The following is a 16,857-nucleotide window of genomic DNA, read 5'->3' as shown; positions in this document are numbered from 1 at the left end:
GACACATCTTCAGAAGAAAACAGCCAATAAAACACCGGTTCAAACCCGGCATTTAGTTAGCTGACTCTACTAACTAGCTTTCATGATCAGCAGACTTTCACAAAAGATAACACTTTTATGAGAATCCCGCATTTCGCTTGAATCCCCTTTAATCGTTTGTCTATACTAATTATAAGCATATCCCAGATAACGTTATTATGTAACAGCCAATTAAGCGTTTCGAGCGACAAGGGGCAGGCACCCTAATACATTTCAGCAAAGGAGGTACTTCATTGAAACAAGAAATGCAGCAGCTTGAACAGCTGGCAAAAAAAGCCGACGACAACCAGCTTGAACTCAAGGAAAAAGAAAAACAGCTGATTCGTGATGCGAAACAGCAAGCCCACAAAGCTGTGCAGAAGATGAACCAGACAGTTGATTCAGAAGAGAAAATCTGGCAAGCACAAATGGAAGAAGAAATCAACGCCTACCGGACTTCCATGGCGGAACAAGTTGAAAAAGAAATCGCATTTTATCAGCGCTACTACGATGAAAATAAAGATTTTGCACGCAAACAATTGATAAAGGAGATATTTGGTTATGGCAATCGTAAAAATGAGTGAATTCCAGCTCATCCTGCTAAATGAACACGTTGAGCCGTTACTTGAAAAAATGCAGTTTTACGGAAATATTTCCTTTAAAGATATTTCCGGTGAAGCCACCACTTTTTTTCAAAAAGAAAAAAGCGACTATAATTTTGAAAGAAACCGGTTCATGCGTGAACATTTAAAAGATATTTTAGCTTCAATTAAACTCATTGAGAAGAAGCAGAAAAAAAGACGGAAACAGCCGCTGCTTTCCATTTCATTCAGCGAGCTGGTCAGACGCTGCCAGCACATCGACATTGAACTGCTGCTGGACACGTATGACAAATACTATGATGTTTCCAAAGGCATGATAGAGGGATATGACAGCTATCGTCCCTGGACAGAAAATGTCCGCATGCGCAGTGCCGATATTGTCGCTTTAAGCAAAGAAAAAGCGATTATCGGAACCATCGAATCAGCAGATGGCAAAAAATTTGCCGCTGAACTGCAAAAAGTTGGCGACACGTTCTTCATGACAAAACCTTCGTCGGCCCAGACGCACATTGTCGTCATTCTTCCGGGCACTCGCAAACGCACTCAAATCGACATCATTCTTGACAAATACCATTTTCAACGACGCAGCAGCAAGTCGCTGCAAATCAGTGACGATATCAAAGAGCTGCACGACCAATTGAACCAGCTGATTGAAAAACGGAAAAACATCGAAGAAACACTGGGCAACATTGGCAATTACCGTGAAGAACTGCAGTTGTACTATGAATATTTGAACAACGAGATGCTTCGCTATGAAACAAGTGAAAAATTTTTGAAATCGGCGGACACAACCCGTATCGACGGCTGGATTTTCACATCAGAAACAGAAAAATTCATCCAACTGCTGGAAGACATCACTGACAATCACTTTGTCGTGGACATCACCGAAACACCCAGCGACTCTGAAGATGTGCCGATCAAACTAAAAAACAACCGGTTGGTCCAGGCATTTGAAGGCATCACCAATATGTATTCTCTGCCAAAATACAATGAAGTGGACCCGACCCCGCTGTTTACCCCTTTCTACGCCATCTTTTTCGGCATGATGCTGGGGGATGTCGGCTACGGCCTGCTGATGGGACTTGTCACCTTCCTTGTGTTGAAATTCGGCACATTTAAAGAAGGCACAGCCAATTTCATCCGCTTTTTAATGTACCTGAGTGTCCCGACGACGCTGATCGGCTGGGCGTACGGTTCCTTTTTCGGCGGAGTCGTGCCCATCAAAGGTATTCTGGACATCAACAAAGATTTTATGACGGTGCTGGTGTTTTCCATCTGCTTCGGTCTGTTCCACCTGTTTTTCGGACTGGCCGTCAAAGGCTATCTCTTTTTCAAATGGAAGCATCCCTGGTACATTTTATTTGATGTCATTTTCTGGTACATGGCCTTGGGCGGTGCGATTATTCTCGTGTCGCAAATGTTTACACCGCTTTTGGCACCTTACACGCAAGTCGGCTGGATTATCCTGATTGTCGGCATGGTCGGCATCGTCCTGACAAATGGGCGCGACGCCAAAACGCCGTTCGGCAAACTCGCCAGCGGCCTGTACAGCCTGTACGGCATCACCGGCTATATCGGGGACGTCCTGTCTTATTCGCGTCTCATGGCGCTCGGTCTCGCCGGCGCCTCCATCGGCTTTGCGTTTAACTTAATCGTCGAAATGCTCAGCGGATTCGGCATTATCGGCATGCTGGCAGGCGCAATCGTCTTTGTCGGCGGACACGCATTCAACATGGGCATCAGCGGACTTAGTTCTTACGTCCATTCTGCCCGTCTGACCTATGTCGAGTTTTTCGACAAGTTTTACACCGGCGGCGGAAAAAGATTCCATGAATTTAGAAGTCCAAACACATACATCAATATTACTCGGGAGGAAGACTAATGAATTTTTCACAGTTTTTAATTGAATACGGCGGCATCGTCATGGCCGTTTTAGGAATGGCTCTGGTTATCATCATACCGGGTGTCGGCAGTGCCAAGGGCGTCGGCATGGTGGGAGATGCCGCGTCGGGGCTAATGGCGGAGGAGCCGGAAAAATTCGGTAAAACGCTGATCATCCAGCTCCTGCCCGCGTCCCAAGGGCTTTACGGTTTCGTTATTGCCATCATGAGTTTGGCCCGGCTCTCTGCCACAATGACCCTGCAGGAAGGCCTGTTCATCTTAGTTGCCTGTCTGCCGATGGCCATCGTCGGCTACCCAAGTGCTCTGGCACAAGGTCGGATTTCAGTCAACGGGATTGCGCTGTTAGCCCGTGATGAAGAGCAGATGACCAAAACCATCATTTACACCATCATGGTGGAGACGTATGCCCTGCTGGCATTCGTCAGTTCCCTGATTATTCTCAATACGGTGAGTTTCTAATGCGCTACGGAAGCTTTGAAACACTCACTGCTGTTTTAGAAGAAAGAGAAACGGAAAAAAACACCGCCTTTCTTGTTTCTGCTCAACAGAAGGCGGACGAAGCCTACCAGACGATCGTGAAAGAAGGAGCTGCCCGTCTGGAACAGCGCAAGGCCCGTTTCCGTAAGCAGCTGAACGCCCGTAAAAAACAGGAAATGATTCGTATCTCCATGTCCGAACAACTGCGGGTCAATGCGTTCAAACAATCGCTCATCGATCAGGAACTGGAAAAATGTGTCCAATACTTTCATGATTTGCCAGACGATACCTTTTTTGACTGGATGGACCACTTCATCAGCCACTATGAGGAGCAGCCGGTCATCTATATCGGACCAGCGCGTTTTGAAAGTGCCAAAAGCCGCTACGGACATGCCTTTCAAGTCAAGCTCAAGGAAGACTTGGAAATCGGTTTTTTACTGGCTTATGACAACTTTGATGTCAATCAGGACATGAAACAGGTCATGCACTATAAAAAGCAGGAAATGACTAACCGGATGATGGGCTACCTGTTCGAGGATGACGCATGATGAAAAAGCAAAAACAAACAGACAATTTTCTGATGGCTAATATCCAAGTCGTCTACATGCAAAAGCGCCTCCTGAAAAAAGAGGACTTTGACGAGCTGATCTACATGAATGACTGGTACGACATCCGCCAATTTCTCAGCCGGTTCGGCTACCGTCTGGCGGAAGAGGTGACTGTCGGAGCTGTGGATAATTTGTATCAAAGTCAGCTGGAAAAACTGGAAAAAGACATGTACCAGCTGAATTTCCCGGATGACTATTTAAAGGTGCTGTTCGTGAAGCGGGATACCTTCCAGCAAATCAAGGATACTGCTTATCAGAACCTTGATGAAAAAGTGTTGGAAGAGTACGGCAAATACGCCAACAGCAGTTTGCATCCTTTGATCGCCGAGTATGCAAAATACCGCATTGATGAATATTTTTTAAACGGCTATTTCCGCAACAGCACACACACGATTTCATTGAAACGGTTGGCGCGCGGGAACTTCTCCAGCGATGAGCTGACGGAGCTGGAAAAACTGCCGGTAAAAAACGGCATCGAATGGCTGCAGCACACAGCTTACCGCGATGTGTTCGCCAGCCCCTTTGAAACCATCACCTTTGAAAAAAGGTTCGATGACTGGCTGATCAAACACTATCATCAGTACCGGTATCAGACCATCGGGCTCGAAGGTATCTTTACCTATATTTTGGAAAAAATATTTGAGCTGTTCAACTTGCGCCTTGTCTTGAAGAGCAAGATTTACAGACTGTCAACTGAAGAAATGAGAGAAAGGATGCGAGTCGTCTATGGCTAAAGTCGTTTATCTCAGTTATGAAAAAAGCGAAGGACTGATGAACAGTCTGGGACTGGAAGTCGTCACGCTGACACCGCAGACTGATTTTCAGGGGATTATCCGCCAGCTGCGGCAGGCAGATGTTGCTGTCATCTTTACAAGCGAAGAAGTGTTCAGCGACCATCAGGAAATAATCGAAACGTATAATAAAGAATTCGAGGTCACCATCAGCATTCTGCCGAACCGGCTGAATCACCATCATTTGGCGCAGAAACGCTTGAAACAGATGACCGAAGAAGTGTTGGGTGTCAATATTAGTTAGGAGGATGCTACTTGCAACATGGAAAAATAATCAAAGTATCCGGACCGTTAGTTGTTGCCAAGGGAATTGAAAATGCCCGGCTGTTTGATACCGTGCTGGTTTCCGACTTGGAACTTTTGGGGGAAATCATTGAAGTCACTGATGATGAAGCTGCCATCCAAGTTTACGAGGAAACCTCGGGTATCAAGCTGGGAGAAAAAGTCGTCTCACAATACCGGCCGTTAAGTATTGAACTGGGACCGGGCATTTTATCCAGCATGCTGGACGGCATTGGCCGCGACTTGCAGGAATTTGCGCTGCAGGAAGGATACTATCTGACACGGGGAGCAAAAATCACGACTCTGTCAACGACCCAGTCATGGTATTTTCACCCCATTGCCAAAATCGGGCAGCACGTAGTTGCCGGCGATTACCTCGGCTATGTCATGGAAAATAAATTCAAACATTACATAATGGTTCCGGAAGGGATAACAGGCACTGTCAACTGGATTGCAGATGGCGACTACACCATTACGGAAAAAATTGCCACTGTTTTGGACGACACAGAACAAGAACAACCGGTCACGATGCGCCAGTATTGGCCCATCCGCAAACAGCGGCCCTATAAACGGAAAGGACTGCCTGAAGCGCCGCTTGTCACCGGTCAGCGGGTCATCGATACTTTCTTCCCGGTGGCCAAAGGCGGAACAGCTTGTATCCCGGGGCCTTTCGGTTCAGGAAAGACCGTCGTACAACATCAGCTGGCCAAATGGTCCAACTCCGACGTCGTTGTTTACATCGGCTGCGGCGAACGCGGGAACGAGATGACCGATGTCCTTTACGAATTTCCGGAGCTTATCGACCCGAAAACAAAAGAACCGCTGATGAATAAAACAGTGCTGATTGCCAACACGTCCAACATGCCGGTGGCTGCGCGCGAAGCATCGATTTATACCGGGATGTCCATCGCGGAATATTTCAGAGATATGGGCTATGATGTCTCCTTAATGGCCGACTCCACCTCGCGCTGGGCCGAAGCACTGCGCGAGATGAGCGGACGGCTGGAGGAGATGCCCGGAGACGAGGGCTACCCCGCCTATCTCGCATCACGTTTGGCGCAAGTTTACGAGCGGGCCGGCATCGTTTACTGTCAGGGCTCTGACACAAGAGAAGGCTCGGTCACGATGATCGGCGCTGTGTCACCGGCAGGAGGCGACCTGTCGGAGCCGGTCACACAAGCGACCTTGCGCGTAGCCAAAGTCTTTTGGGCGCTGGACTCGAGTTTGGCGTACAGCCGCCACTTCCCTGCCATCAACTGGCTTGAGAGCTACTCGCTCTATCAAGAAAAAATCGACAACTACATGCGCAAGCACATCAACCGGAACTTTGCCAAATACCGCAAGCGGGCTATGGCCTTATTGAAGGAAGAACAGCAGCTTCAGGAAATCGTGCAGCTGATCGGAAAAGACGGACTCTCCGACTTTGAAATACTCAAACTGGAAATCGCCCGGATGCTGAGAGAAGATTTTCTTCAGCAAAATGCTTTTGTCGAGGAAGACACGTTCACGTCTCACACCAAACAGTTGCTGATGCTTTCCTGTATCATGGAATTTTTTGCCGAAGCACGGGATGCGCTGATGCACGACCATGTCTACATCGCCGATATTCTTAATGCGGAAAGCATTCAGCGCATCGCACAGATGAAGTTTGTGGATGAAAATGAGCTGGATACCATCCGCCGGATTATCGCTGACAATAAAGAAGAATTAGAACAAATTGCAGAAAGCCTGAAGGAGGACCAGATTATTGAAGGAATTTAAAAATATTCAAAAAATTGCCGGTCCCTTGTTGATTGTTGAAGGCGTCTCCGATATTGCGTATGACGAAGAAGTGGAAATTTACCAGAACGACCAGGATATCAGGGTCGGGAAAGTGCTGGAAATCGAAGGCGACCACGCTGTCATCCAGCTGTACGACTCCAACATCGGACTGAATCCCGACGAAGCCAAGCTGCGTTTCAAAGGCCGCCCCGTCAGCTTGAATGTCTCAAGAGAAATGATGGGCCGCATCTTTGACGGGCAAGGCCGGCTGATTGACAACGGTCCGGAGCTGTTGACTTATGAAAAACGGGACATCAACGGCAGTGTCATGAATCCCGTCCTGCGCCAGTATCCAAATCAGTTCATTCAAACAGGCATCAGCGCCATTGACGGCCTGAACACACTGGTTGTCGGCCAAAAACTGCCGATTTTTTCCGGCTCAGGCCTGCCGCATAATGAACTTGCCGCACAAATCGCACGACAAGCAAAAGTGCTGGACGACACAATCGACTTCGCTGTCGTCTTCTGCGCCATGGGTATTTCCTTTGAAGAGTCCCGCTTTTTCATTGATGAGTTCACCCGCACCGGCGCTATCGAACGCTCCGTGCTGTTCATGAATTTGGCGGACGACCCGGCGATTGAACGACTGTCTGCCCCGCGAATGGCGCTATCGGCAGCCGAATATCTGGCATTTGATTTGGACATGCACGTGCTCGTCATCATGACCGACATGAGCAATTACTGCGAAGCGCTGCGTGAAGTTTCGGCTTCCCGGAAAGAAGTCCCGTCGCGGCGCGGCTACCCCGGTTACATGTATACTGACTTGGCCAGCTTGTACGAGCGCGCCGGCAGACTGCAAAACAAAGTCGGGTCAATTACCATGATGCCGATTCTTTCCATGCCGGAAGATGACAAGACGCACCCGATTCCCGATTTGACCGGCTACATCACGGAAGGACAAATCATTTTGTCGCGGGATTTAAACAAAATCGAATACCGCCCGCCGATAAACGTTCTGCCCAGCTTGTCGCGGCTGAAAGACAAAGGCATCGGGAAAGACAAAACACGCGAGGACCATGCCGATACCATGAACCAGCTGTTTGCTTTCTACGCCAAAGGAAAAGAAACTATCGAACTCGCCAGCATCCTTGGAGACAGCGCCTTAACAGAGCTGGACCACAAGTATGCGGCTTTTGCCAGGGCATTTGAAAAAGAATACGTCAATCAAGGCTTCTATGAAAACCGCTCCATCGAAGAAACATTGGACTTAGGCTGGAAACTCTTGAAAATTTTGCCTAAAAACCAGCTGAAACGTATCCGCAGCAAATATCTGGAACAGTACTACTAAGGGGGAATGCGACTATGGCACGATTAAACGTGAATCCCACAAGAGCGGAATTGCGTGAATTGACTCAACGGCTGCATATCGCCACCCGCGGACACACTCTGTTAAAGGAAAAACAAGATTCTCTTGTCCAAAGTTTCCGCAAAATGACAGAGGATGCCAATGTGCAAAGACGGATTGTCGATGAACAGCTGGGGGCACTGTTCAAAAATTATCAGTATGCCAGCATCGAGACCGACGACCAGATTTTGCAGTACAGCCTGAACACAGCCCAAACGAAAATCGACGTCGAAACGACATTGCATCATGTCCTTGGCATTCGTGTGCCGAGCTACCGGCTGATGGCATCATCCGTCAACCAGCAGGACATCGCAAAAAATTCCAGTGCTTACTACACGCCGATCGTCATCAAGGAACTGGATATCAACCAAGCAGAGCTGGCTCGTGACCTCATCAAACTGGCTGAACTGGAAAAGAAATGTTTCCTGATAGGCGAAGAAATCATCGCTACCAGACGGCGCGTCAACTCACTTGAGTACCGGACGATTCCTGACTTGACCGAGACTATCGCTTATATCAAGATGAAAATCGAAGACGCCGAACGCAGTCAGATTGCCAAACTGCTGAAGTTATAGCAATTTGGCATAAAAAATCACCTCATTGGAATGATTTCATGAGGTGATTTTTTTTGATATGATGTCTTGTTGGGCCGGACATTTTTATTTACTTGCCGCCCAACATCCTGCTATGATAATGACACATTCTTAACAAACAGGAGGATTTATCATGGCTATACACTTGGACGTGTGTATCACCGATACAGACACCCGCATTCAATTAGCCGATTCACAAGGCACCATCATGATTACCGACTCGCAAACCGGCAAAAACAATGCCACTCGCCAAGCGATTTGCTTTTTACTGAAAAAGCAACAGCTTGTCGCTATCGGGCCGCCAGACGACACCCTGACATTCGATCAAATCATCACACTATGTCCGCCAGAAACCATTGACCGCGACAAACTGGCACAGTTATTCCAAATGGATGCTAACAATAAGACTGAGCCTCTTACTGATATTGAAGTAAACGTGGCTGCTTACCACCAACAAGTCAAACGCATCTTAGAAACTTTCGGCTACCCGCTTTTTCAAAAAAAAGCGCGGTCCGGAAAAGTCCAGCACCGCTGGCGGAAGGACATCAGCCAACTGCCCTTTTATGTGGACTACCAGGAAAGCAAAGCAACTATCATTTGGGAAAAACGTACGGTCATGCGCATCAAGGCCGGCGCCACACTCAAAGCCGAACCAGCCTTAAACAAAGACGGCTCGCTGGGGCTGTCAGCACGCATGGGCGAACAGCTGCGGACCGAGCACAAACACAAAATCAGCGGCTTGACCACTACAGAAGATATTTTGCTGAAAAGCGTGAATGAAGTCGGCCTATTTTTATACTACGCCGGCACAAACAGCTGGCTCGTGCTGAAAGACACAGACGGCAAAACAATTGATGAATGGACACGAGTCGACTCATAAAAAAGCATGGCAGTGAACTGGCTACCTTTCACTGCCATGCTTTTTTTCAGATTATTGCCGCTGCTTGTCCATCTCCCGAAACTGCCACAGAGATTTACCCATAGCCATGATGATGGAATACGTGGGCAGCACCACAATCATACCTAATAAACCGAATAAGTTTCCGCCGATCAACAGCAAGAAAATAACCAGTATTGGATGAATATGAAGCGTGCTCTTCATGACTTGCGGCGACACAAGATAGGATTCGCCTAATTGCACAATCGTGATACAGATAATCAGCCAAACAGCTGTGCGGGGATTGCTCCCCAATGCAACGAACAGTGCCGGTACAGCACCGATGAACGGCCCGAAGTAAGGCACAATATCCAGCAGACCGCAAACCGCCCCCAGCAGCAGTGCATTCGGCAAACCCAGCGCTAAAAAGATGAAGTAACTGGAAACTGCTACATACAAACATACCAGCAGCTTGCCGCTGATGTAGGCTGCGGATGTCTCATGAAAATCCCGGCAAAGATTGCCGACTAACGGTTGAAAGCGTTCCGGACTCTTGCGTTTTAAAAAAAGCGGAAACTGATGCCCTTCTTTAAACATATAAAAGACAAGCACCGGAATAGTGAACAACACGATGACCGACTTAGAAGCAATCCGCACCAGACTTGATAAACCGACCGTTGCCCCGGTAATCAGCTGGACAAAGGCCGTCACGATTTTATTAGTGTCAATCGTTTTAACAAAAGGTGCCACCCATTGCTCAAACACTGAATGGTCCAGCCAATCTTCGGCAGCACGCATCATCTGCGGCGCCTGGCTGACAAATTTAGCCGTTTCTGTAATTAATTGCGGGACTATTTGACTGACAATGAGATAGCAGACCAGCAGAATCAAAGAGAATGTGATGTACAAAGAGACCCTCTTTTTTCCGGTCCGCTTCAGCAGCAGCTGATACACGGGCAAAAACAAGTAATAGATAAAAATCGAAATCAACACTGGCACAAACGTCGTCGCCACAACCGCTTCAAGCGGCCTGAACACAAACGTTATTTGGGAATACGTCAAAATACATAAGCCGACCAACCATACCAACACAACCGCCCCGAACAATCTGGATGTTTTTAAATAATTCATGAGTCGCTCCTTGCGTTCGGATTTTTACACCATATCATACCACAGCCGGCCGTCAAATGACTGGCGAATCAAAAATTTTACAATTCCTCACGTTTTTTATGACAGTCATTACGAAAAAAACGGCCAGTAAAAACCGCATAAACGATTCTTACTGACCGGTCTTTGTCAGGCTGATTTATTGCCCTTATTCCGTTTATACGCATGAATGATTTTCAATGCCCGCTTACGCGTTTTGATGTTCGGGCTTTTCATACGTCGATACGCGCTTGAAAGGTCCTGCTTTTCCATAACATCCTCTTTTCTTTTTTTATCTAACCTCGCTGTTATGTGTCTACTTCACACGGTCTTTACCAGCTGGCTTTTTTCACTCCGGGAATCAACCCTTTCAATGCCAGCTCCCTGAAGCGGATGCGTGACATACCAAACTTACGCATGTAACCGCGTGGACGTCCGTCTATCTTGTCCCGCCGTTTCAGGCGGTTGGGATGGGCGTCTACCGGTAATTTGGCCAGTGCCTGATAATCCTTTGCCTCTTTTAATTCTTTGCGCAGCACTGCATATTGAGCAATCAGCTGCTGCTGTCTGGCCGCCTTTGCAATTTTTGACTTTTTAGCCAATATGATCCCCCTCTTATAATCAATAAACTTTTTGTAAATCGTAACTATTACGATTTAATAAATATATCAGCCGTTCAAACATTTGTCAATATCTTATTCATTTGCGGCAGTATATGTTTAAAGTTGCTTACCAACAGAAAATTAAGGATAATAGAGAAAGAAGAAAGAGACGGATAAAGAGGGAATTCTATGAAAAAAAATGTGACGATTTTAGATGTAGCAAAACAGGCGGGCGTTTCCAAAACAACGGTATCAAGATACTTGAACGGACACTTCGGCAACATGTCAAGCGAAACCAAAGAGCGCATCAGACAGGTGATTGCCGAGCTGAATTACCGGCCGAATAAGCAGGCACAGGCATTGAAATCAAAGAGAAGCTACCTCATCGGTGTAGTCGTCTCTGATATTTCAAATATGTATTCATCATTGTTATTGAAAGGCATCGGCGAAGTGTTGGGGGAAGCCGGCTACCAGATGATTATTATGGATGCTGCCAGTTCTCTGGAACAAGAACATGATCTGTTAAATAAATTAACTGACCAAAGTGTTGAAGGCATTATCTTACAGGCATCATCCCGCGATGCCAGTCATTATAGCCATTTAAAACAGGCAAACATGCCGCTGATTCTTGTAGACAGGGATGTTGAACCGTCCCTTTTCCCGCTGGTGACCAGCGACAACATTCCATCCACTCAAAAAATAATCGAGGTCATCCTTCAAAAAAACTATGAACAAGTCGTAGTAGTCAGTGAACCGCTCAAAGATATCGTGACAAGAGAATTGCGTTATGCGGCAGCTGAGGAACTGGTAGTCGCAGCCGGCCGTAAAATCAAGTTAATCGAGAAAACACCTGAAATGGACTTGACTGAACCTGTTGTCCGGCTGGCGGCTTCTCCTTTAAAAACGGCGCTATTCGCCTCCAACGGCCGCATGTTGATGGAATTGCTGACCATACTAGTGAATGAGAAAATTCGTATTCCAGAAGACATCGGCATCACCGGTTTTGATGACTGGAATTTATCCGCCTTGGTCGGACCGGGCATCACAAGTATCGAACAACAATCCAAACAAATTGGCGAAGAAGCTGCAAAAATGATGCTGGATTACATACAGTACGGCTCCTGTCCGGTAGAAACCAAAATCATTCCGACCAACATCCAATTACGGCACTCATTGTGATGTTTTATTTCCCATATCTTGAATAGTACGACAAATGCACTCAGGTCAATCAATTCGACCTGAGTGTTTTTTAGCGATTACTTTTGATTCGTGTTTTCTCAATAGAAAGCGCTTGACATTTTTTGGAAACCGGTTTACTATTTGTTTATGGAAACCGGTTTACTAATTAGGAGGTAACGAACATGTCAACGCAATTGGTATTAAATCTCTTAGTATTCGACGAGAAAAAACAGCAAGGTGTGCTGCAACATGACTTGATTCAACACGGGATAAATCTAGGTTTTCGTGCATTCGAAGTTCGCAGAGAATATTTTGAAGACATCAAAAAGGAAATCCCCGCCATCAGACAGCTGGCAGATGAGTTTGAGTTGACACTGTTTTACAGTGTGCCGGATGAGGTATTTGTCAATGGCCAGATTAATTGGAAACTGGAAGCGTATTTAATCGAAGCAAGGCAAATGGGAGCCACACAAATCAAATGGAATATTGGTGATTTTGCCAACTTCACAGGCGACTTGGATGACTTGCGGGACTTAACGCAGCAAGGCATAGCCGTCACTGTGGAAAATGACCAGACTCAAGTTTCCGGACGTGTTGCTGCCATTGACACATTTATGTCATCAATCACACAACACGGACTTACCGTCGGATATGTGTATGACCTCGGTAATTGGCGCTTTGTCGGCGAAAACGAGCTGCAAGCTGCAGAAGCTTTGGCAAAGTACGTCACTTATATTCATGTCAAAGACGTCAAAGAAATTGCAGGAAAACCGGCTGCAACAGGACTTGGAACTGGCGATATTGACTGGCGGCAGGCGCTTGATTTACTACCTCAAGATGTCCCCGTCGCAATTGAATACCCAACACTGTCGGATGAAGAGATACTTGCCGCCAAACAGCTTTTAGAAGAGGAGAAATAAGATCATGGCAGAAAAACAAACTAAAATCGACCCGGAAACATTTGCCTATCATTTTATGGATACAATCGCGCACTCAGCAGCCAGTGCTGACGAAGACATGGAAAAAGCTGCTAAAGAATCACTGGCAGCCTACTTGACAGCTTATTATATCGCGCAACGTTTCAATCATCTGGAAAATGCGTTTTTTGAAGAAACACACCATCATAGTGTGTCGACATATCAGAAAATCTTAAGTGAACTGAATCAATATTAGAAGGGGGTGTCCGTTATGGCAAACATATTGACTGGCATATTACTGATTGTCACATTCATGCTTTTTATCGGCTATGCGATGAGAGGCGGCAACTTGACCGTCGGCTTTTTCGTGATGGCCGTACTCTGGACAATCATCGGCAGAGTGCCATTTAATCAGGCAATTACAGAAATTTTTACGGAACCCGTTCTAAATTACGGGAAAACCGCTGCCTATATTATTTTCGGGTCATGGTTCGGAAGAGTGCTCGTCGATACGGGCATTGCCGGCAGCATCAGCCGGAAAACTGAAAAAGTCGGAAAGAAGCGGCCGGTGTTGGCAACTGTATTGATTGCATTGGTCATCGCCTTGATTTTCACGAGTTCTTATGGGGTCGGCTCAGCCATTGCGGTCGGTGTCATCCTGTTTCCAATCATGTTTTCGATCGGTGTCCCTAAACATATTGCCGTTACGGTCTTCACGATGGCCATCGGCGCAGCGATGTATGTCAATAACGTTTTGTTCGTGCAATTCCAAGTCTTTTTCCCGGAAGTCAAATGGGGCAGCCATTATCAGCGGTTCGGTTTTGTAGCGATGGGGGTACAGATGCTGATTGTCATCCTCTTTATCCTCTTTCATGCCAAAAAAATCAGAACCGGCACACCGGTGATTATCGAAAGTGACGAAAGTACCGTCGCAAAAGATGTGCCAAGCGTGACATACGTACTGCCGGTGTTGCCGGTACTGCTCAGTATTTTTGCCAAATGGGACGCGGTGCCTGCTCTCCTGCTTTCAATCATATTAGCCTTTTTGGCAACAGGCAACATGAAGCGCTACACTAAATTCGTCACCATGATGAATGAAACCGCTAAACACGCGATTAGCGACATTGCAGGATTGCTCATCATGCTGTTCGTTTTGACCATGTTTCAAGCAGCTGCCATCCATGCCATGTCCAGCTTTACATCAGTGTTCCAGAGCATTTTGCCGAGCAACAAACTGATACTGGTCATCATCATCGCAATTGCCGCACCGCTGTCTTATTTCAGAGGACCATTGATGCTTTACGGAGCTGGTGCAGCGACTGCCGCAATTTTGATTGGGACAGGCATGTTTGATCAGTACTTCTTATACGGACTGCTGGTTGTCCCTTCGATGATGGGCGTGTCAGCCTGTATCACACAGTCATGGAATTTATGGGCCGTGCAGTATGCCGAATTAGACACTAAAACATTTCTACTGACCGGCTTGCCTTGGGCGTGGGCAGCCACGGTCATCAACCTTTTCGCCGCTTATATCTTATTATAAAACTTATTGGAGGAAGACATCATGAGTGAATTTTTAACAATTGGTGAACCAATCGCACTGTTTGGTTCAGAAGAAGTCGACAAAAGTTTGAAGGATGCAAAGTTCTTTCAGAAATTCCTGGCGGGTGCGGAAGTCAATGTGGCAGTCGGGGTGTCTAGATACGGGCACAGCACACAGTATATTACAGCTTTGGGGAAAGATCCGTTTGGCGAATTTATTATCGACCAATTGAATGAGAACAACATCGGTACCGACTATATCACTCAGACGAGTGACTACTGGACTGCTTTCCAGTTGAAAGAACGAGTCAGCGAGGGCGATCCGAATATTTATTATTTTAGAAAAGGTTCAGCAGCGGCACACTTTGACCCGGCGATTTTAGACAAGGTCGACTTTTCTGAAGTCAAATTCGCCCATTTGTCCGGCATCTTCCCGGCGATTTCAAAACAGGCTCTGACAAGTTTCCGCTACTTTATCCGTTTGCTGGAAAAACATGATATCCGCACGACATTCGACCCTAATCTCAGACCGCAACTGTGGGAAAGCCGCGAAGTGATGGTCGAAACGATTAACGAACTGGCTTCACACGCCGAGATTGTCCTGCCGGGAATAAATGAGGGAGAAATTCTAATGGGCAGCCGCAATCCGGAGGCTATCGCTGATTTTTATTTGGCCAACGGGGATAAGACACAGGTCGTTATTGTCAAGTTGGGCGCAGACGGGGCATTTGTCAAGGAACGAAGCGGCGAGAGCTATACGGTCAGAGGGTTCACTGTTGATAAGGTCGTTGACACGGTCGGTGCCGGAGACGGCTTTGCAGCCGGGCTGATCAGCGCGTTAATGGAAGGCAAAACACTGAAAGAAGCAGTCATCCGCGCCAATGCCACAGGTGCGCTGGCCGTCCAGTCGCCTGGCGACAATGACGGGTACCCGACACCGGAACAGCTGGCTGTTTTCTTAAAGGAGCATCAGAAATAATGACCAAACTTCAAATAGCAATTGACCGTGTGCCTTTGGCAGAAGCGGTTGCCTTAGCAGAAACATTCAACGGCGTCGCCGATATCGTGGAGATGGGAACTTCTTTGGTCAAAGATTATGGCAACTTGGCTATCAAGGAGCTTCGTCAAGTATTGACACAAAGCGAGCTTTTGGTCGACATCAAAACAATGGATGAAGGTGCGTATGAATTTAATCAGGGCTATCGTTATGGCGGTGACATCCTAACTGTTATGGGTGCCGCTTCGCTGGACACGATTGCCGCATGCTACAAAGTCAGTCAGGCACAACATAAACAAATGATGATTGACTTGCTGGAGGTATCTGATGAAAAAATTAGTCAATTGAAACAGTTTAAAGATGCTATTTTTTGTCTGCATCACTCTGTCGACCGTAAAGACAAGTGGGATGCCGCTGACAGTGTGTTAAAATTCAACGCGGATTTCCCCGGCATAACCTCTCTGGCGATTGCCGGCGGACTTGATTTGGCACAGACACGCAAATTAGCAGAAAAACAGCTGGTTGATATTGTCATTGTCGGCTCTCATATTACTAAAGCTGAGAACCCACTGATATCTGCCACACGCTTTAAGGAGGCGGTCAGCTAATGGAAACCATCACATTAATCATGAAAGAAATCAATGACGTCATGTCTTTAGTCAAAGAAGAGGAATTGGACAAGGCGCTGCCGTATTTTAAACAGGACAAGCGCATTTTCATATCGGGTGCTGGGCGCAGCGGTTTTCAGGCAAAAGGATTTGCAATGCGCCTGATGCATATCGGCTATACGGACTTTGTCATGGGCGAAACTATCACACCGTCCATTCAAAAAGGCGACACATGGGTGGCCATCTCAGGTTCTGGCACCACCAGAAACATTGTAGCAGACACCAAAGCTGCCAAAACACTCGGGCTGGACATCGTCGCCCTGACAAGCGATGCCGCATCCCCGTTAGCCCAGCTGGCTGACCATGTCATCATTGTGCCGGGGGCGACCAAGACCGGGGCAGGCATCAAGTCTGTCCAGCTGCTGTCTTCATTGTTTGACCAAACTGTCCACATCACGCTGGATGCACTGGCGTTGAAATTGGCACAGCGGGATAAAACGTCGAATGAAGAGGCGTTGGCTAGTCATGTGAATGTGGAGTAGGTGGCGCT

Annotated in this window: 20 protein-coding genes; 17 read left to right on the top strand and 3 right to left on the bottom strand. The window is 47.0% G+C overall.

Annotation, left to right across the window (positions count from 1 at the left end):
* Positions 1 to 272: 272 nt before the first annotated feature.
* The 10 genes from CBF27_RS00600 to CBF27_RS00555 all read left to right on the top strand — a co-directional run bounded on the left by CBF27_RS00600 (position 273) and on the right by CBF27_RS00555 (position 9,319).
* On the top strand, positions 273 to 602 hold the full coding sequence (locus CBF27_RS00600) for a hypothetical protein (protein WP_126811315.1): 330 nt from the start codon (positions 273 to 275) through the stop codon (positions 600 to 602).
* Positions 580 to 2,502 (top strand): V-type ATP synthase subunit I, encoded by a 1,923-nt coding sequence (locus CBF27_RS00595; protein WP_126811313.1) that lies wholly within the window; start codon positions 580 to 582, stop codon positions 2,500 to 2,502. Before CBF27_RS00600 ends, CBF27_RS00595 begins: the two co-directional genes overlap by 23 nt.
* The gene (locus CBF27_RS00590; protein WP_126811310.1) at positions 2,502 to 2,981 is read left to right on the top strand and encodes a V-type ATP synthase subunit K; all 480 of its coding nucleotides are present in this window, start codon (positions 2,502 to 2,504) and stop codon (positions 2,979 to 2,981) included. Before CBF27_RS00595 ends, CBF27_RS00590 begins: the two co-directional genes overlap by 1 nt.
* Positions 2,981 to 3,547 (top strand): hypothetical protein, encoded by a 567-nt coding sequence (locus tag CBF27_RS00585; protein ID WP_126811307.1) that lies wholly within the window; start codon positions 2,981 to 2,983, stop codon positions 3,545 to 3,547. The genes CBF27_RS00590 and CBF27_RS00585 overlap by 1 nt, the downstream gene beginning before the upstream one ends.
* Positions 3,547 to 4,341: a V-type ATPase subunit gene (locus CBF27_RS00580; protein ID WP_170174954.1), complete on the top strand. Its 795-nt coding sequence runs from the start codon at positions 3,547 to 3,549 to the stop codon at positions 4,339 to 4,341. The genes CBF27_RS00585 and CBF27_RS00580 overlap by 1 nt, the downstream gene beginning before the upstream one ends.
* Positions 4,334 to 4,642 carry a V-type ATP synthase subunit F gene (locus CBF27_RS00575; RefSeq protein ID WP_126811303.1) on the top strand — a complete coding sequence of 103 codons (309 nt, stop codon included), beginning with the start codon at positions 4,334 to 4,336 and terminating at the stop codon, positions 4,640 to 4,642. Before CBF27_RS00580 ends, CBF27_RS00575 begins: the two co-directional genes overlap by 8 nt.
* An 11-nt stretch (positions 4,643 to 4,653) precedes the next feature.
* Positions 4,654 to 6,441 (top strand): V-type ATP synthase subunit A, encoded by a 1,788-nt coding sequence (locus CBF27_RS00570; protein WP_126811301.1) that lies wholly within the window; start codon positions 4,654 to 4,656, stop codon positions 6,439 to 6,441.
* The gene (locus tag CBF27_RS00565; RefSeq protein ID WP_126811299.1) at positions 6,428 to 7,789 is read left to right on the top strand and encodes a V-type ATP synthase subunit B; all 1,362 of its coding nucleotides are present in this window, start codon (positions 6,428 to 6,430) and stop codon (positions 7,787 to 7,789) included. The genes CBF27_RS00570 and CBF27_RS00565 overlap by 14 nt, the downstream gene beginning before the upstream one ends.
* 14 nt (positions 7,790 to 7,803) lie before the next feature.
* Positions 7,804 to 8,421 carry a V-type ATP synthase subunit D gene (locus CBF27_RS00560; protein ID WP_126811297.1) on the top strand — a complete coding sequence of 206 codons (618 nt, stop codon included), beginning with the start codon at positions 7,804 to 7,806 and terminating at the stop codon, positions 8,419 to 8,421.
* A 151-nt stretch (positions 8,422 to 8,572) separates the two neighbouring features.
* Entirely contained in the window at positions 8,573 to 9,319 is a 747-nt protein-coding gene (locus CBF27_RS00555) for a hypothetical protein (protein WP_126811295.1), read from the top strand.
* Positions 9,320 to 9,370: 51 nt separating this feature from the next.
* On the opposite strand, the gene CBF27_RS00550 is transcribed toward CBF27_RS00555, so the two are convergent.
* The 3 genes from CBF27_RS00550 to rpsN all read right to left on the bottom strand — a co-directional run bounded on the left by CBF27_RS00550 (position 9,371) and on the right by rpsN (position 11,064).
* Complete coding sequence (locus CBF27_RS00550) at positions 9,371 to 10,447, bottom strand: AI-2E family transporter (protein WP_126811293.1); 1,077 nt, start codon at positions 10,445 to 10,447, stop codon at positions 9,371 to 9,373.
* 165 nt (positions 10,448 to 10,612) lie between these two features.
* The gene (locus CBF27_RS00545) at positions 10,613 to 10,735 is read right to left on the bottom strand and encodes a putative metal homeostasis protein (protein ID WP_126811291.1); all 123 of its coding nucleotides are present in this window, start codon (positions 10,733 to 10,735) and stop codon (positions 10,613 to 10,615) included.
* Between the two features lie 59 nt (positions 10,736 to 10,794).
* Positions 10,795 to 11,064 carry a 30S ribosomal protein S14 gene (rpsN, locus tag CBF27_RS00540; RefSeq protein ID WP_126811289.1) on the bottom strand — a complete coding sequence of 90 codons (270 nt, stop codon included), beginning with the start codon at positions 11,062 to 11,064 and terminating at the stop codon, positions 10,795 to 10,797.
* 189 nt (positions 11,065 to 11,253) lie between these two features.
* Here rpsN and CBF27_RS00535 point away from each other — a divergent pair, with 189 nt between their 5' ends.
* From CBF27_RS00535 to hxlB, 7 genes are all read left to right on the top strand, one after another.
* The gene (locus CBF27_RS00535) at positions 11,254 to 12,243 is read left to right on the top strand and encodes a LacI family DNA-binding transcriptional regulator (protein ID WP_126811287.1); all 990 of its coding nucleotides are present in this window, start codon (positions 11,254 to 11,256) and stop codon (positions 12,241 to 12,243) included.
* 182 nt (positions 12,244 to 12,425) lie between these two features.
* A complete protein-coding gene (locus CBF27_RS00530; protein WP_126811284.1) occupies positions 12,426 to 13,163 on the top strand; it encodes a sugar phosphate isomerase/epimerase family protein in 738 nt (245 codons plus the stop codon).
* 4 nt (positions 13,164 to 13,167) lie between these two features.
* A complete protein-coding gene (locus CBF27_RS00525) occupies positions 13,168 to 13,416 on the top strand; it encodes a hypothetical protein (protein ID WP_126811281.1) in 249 nt (82 codons plus the stop codon).
* Between the two features lie 15 nt (positions 13,417 to 13,431).
* Positions 13,432 to 14,703, top strand: coding sequence for a gluconate:proton symporter (locus tag CBF27_RS00520; protein WP_126811278.1), 1,272 nt, complete (start codon positions 13,432 to 13,434; stop codon positions 14,701 to 14,703).
* A gap of 21 nt (positions 14,704 to 14,724) precedes the next feature.
* Complete coding sequence (locus tag CBF27_RS00515) at positions 14,725 to 15,681, top strand: sugar kinase (RefSeq protein WP_126811275.1); 957 nt, start codon at positions 14,725 to 14,727, stop codon at positions 15,679 to 15,681.
* Positions 15,681 to 16,307, top strand: a complete 627-nt coding sequence (locus CBF27_RS00510; protein WP_126811272.1) for an orotidine 5'-phosphate decarboxylase / HUMPS family protein — start codon at positions 15,681 to 15,683, stop codon at positions 16,305 to 16,307. Before CBF27_RS00515 ends, CBF27_RS00510 begins: the two co-directional genes overlap by 1 nt.
* Entirely contained in the window at positions 16,307 to 16,849 is a 543-nt protein-coding gene (hxlB, locus tag CBF27_RS00505; protein ID WP_126811269.1) for a 6-phospho-3-hexuloisomerase, read from the top strand. The genes CBF27_RS00510 and hxlB overlap by 1 nt, the downstream gene beginning before the upstream one ends.
* Positions 16,850 to 16,857 lie beyond the last annotated feature (8 nt).

Origin of the sequence: Vagococcus acidifermentans, from assembly GCF_003987655.1 — a bacterium.
In the GTDB taxonomy this organism is placed as follows: Bacteria; Bacillota; Bacilli; order Lactobacillales; family Vagococcaceae; genus Vagococcus_B; species Vagococcus_B acidifermentans.
This window is presented reverse-complemented; position numbering and strand designations above follow the sequence as displayed.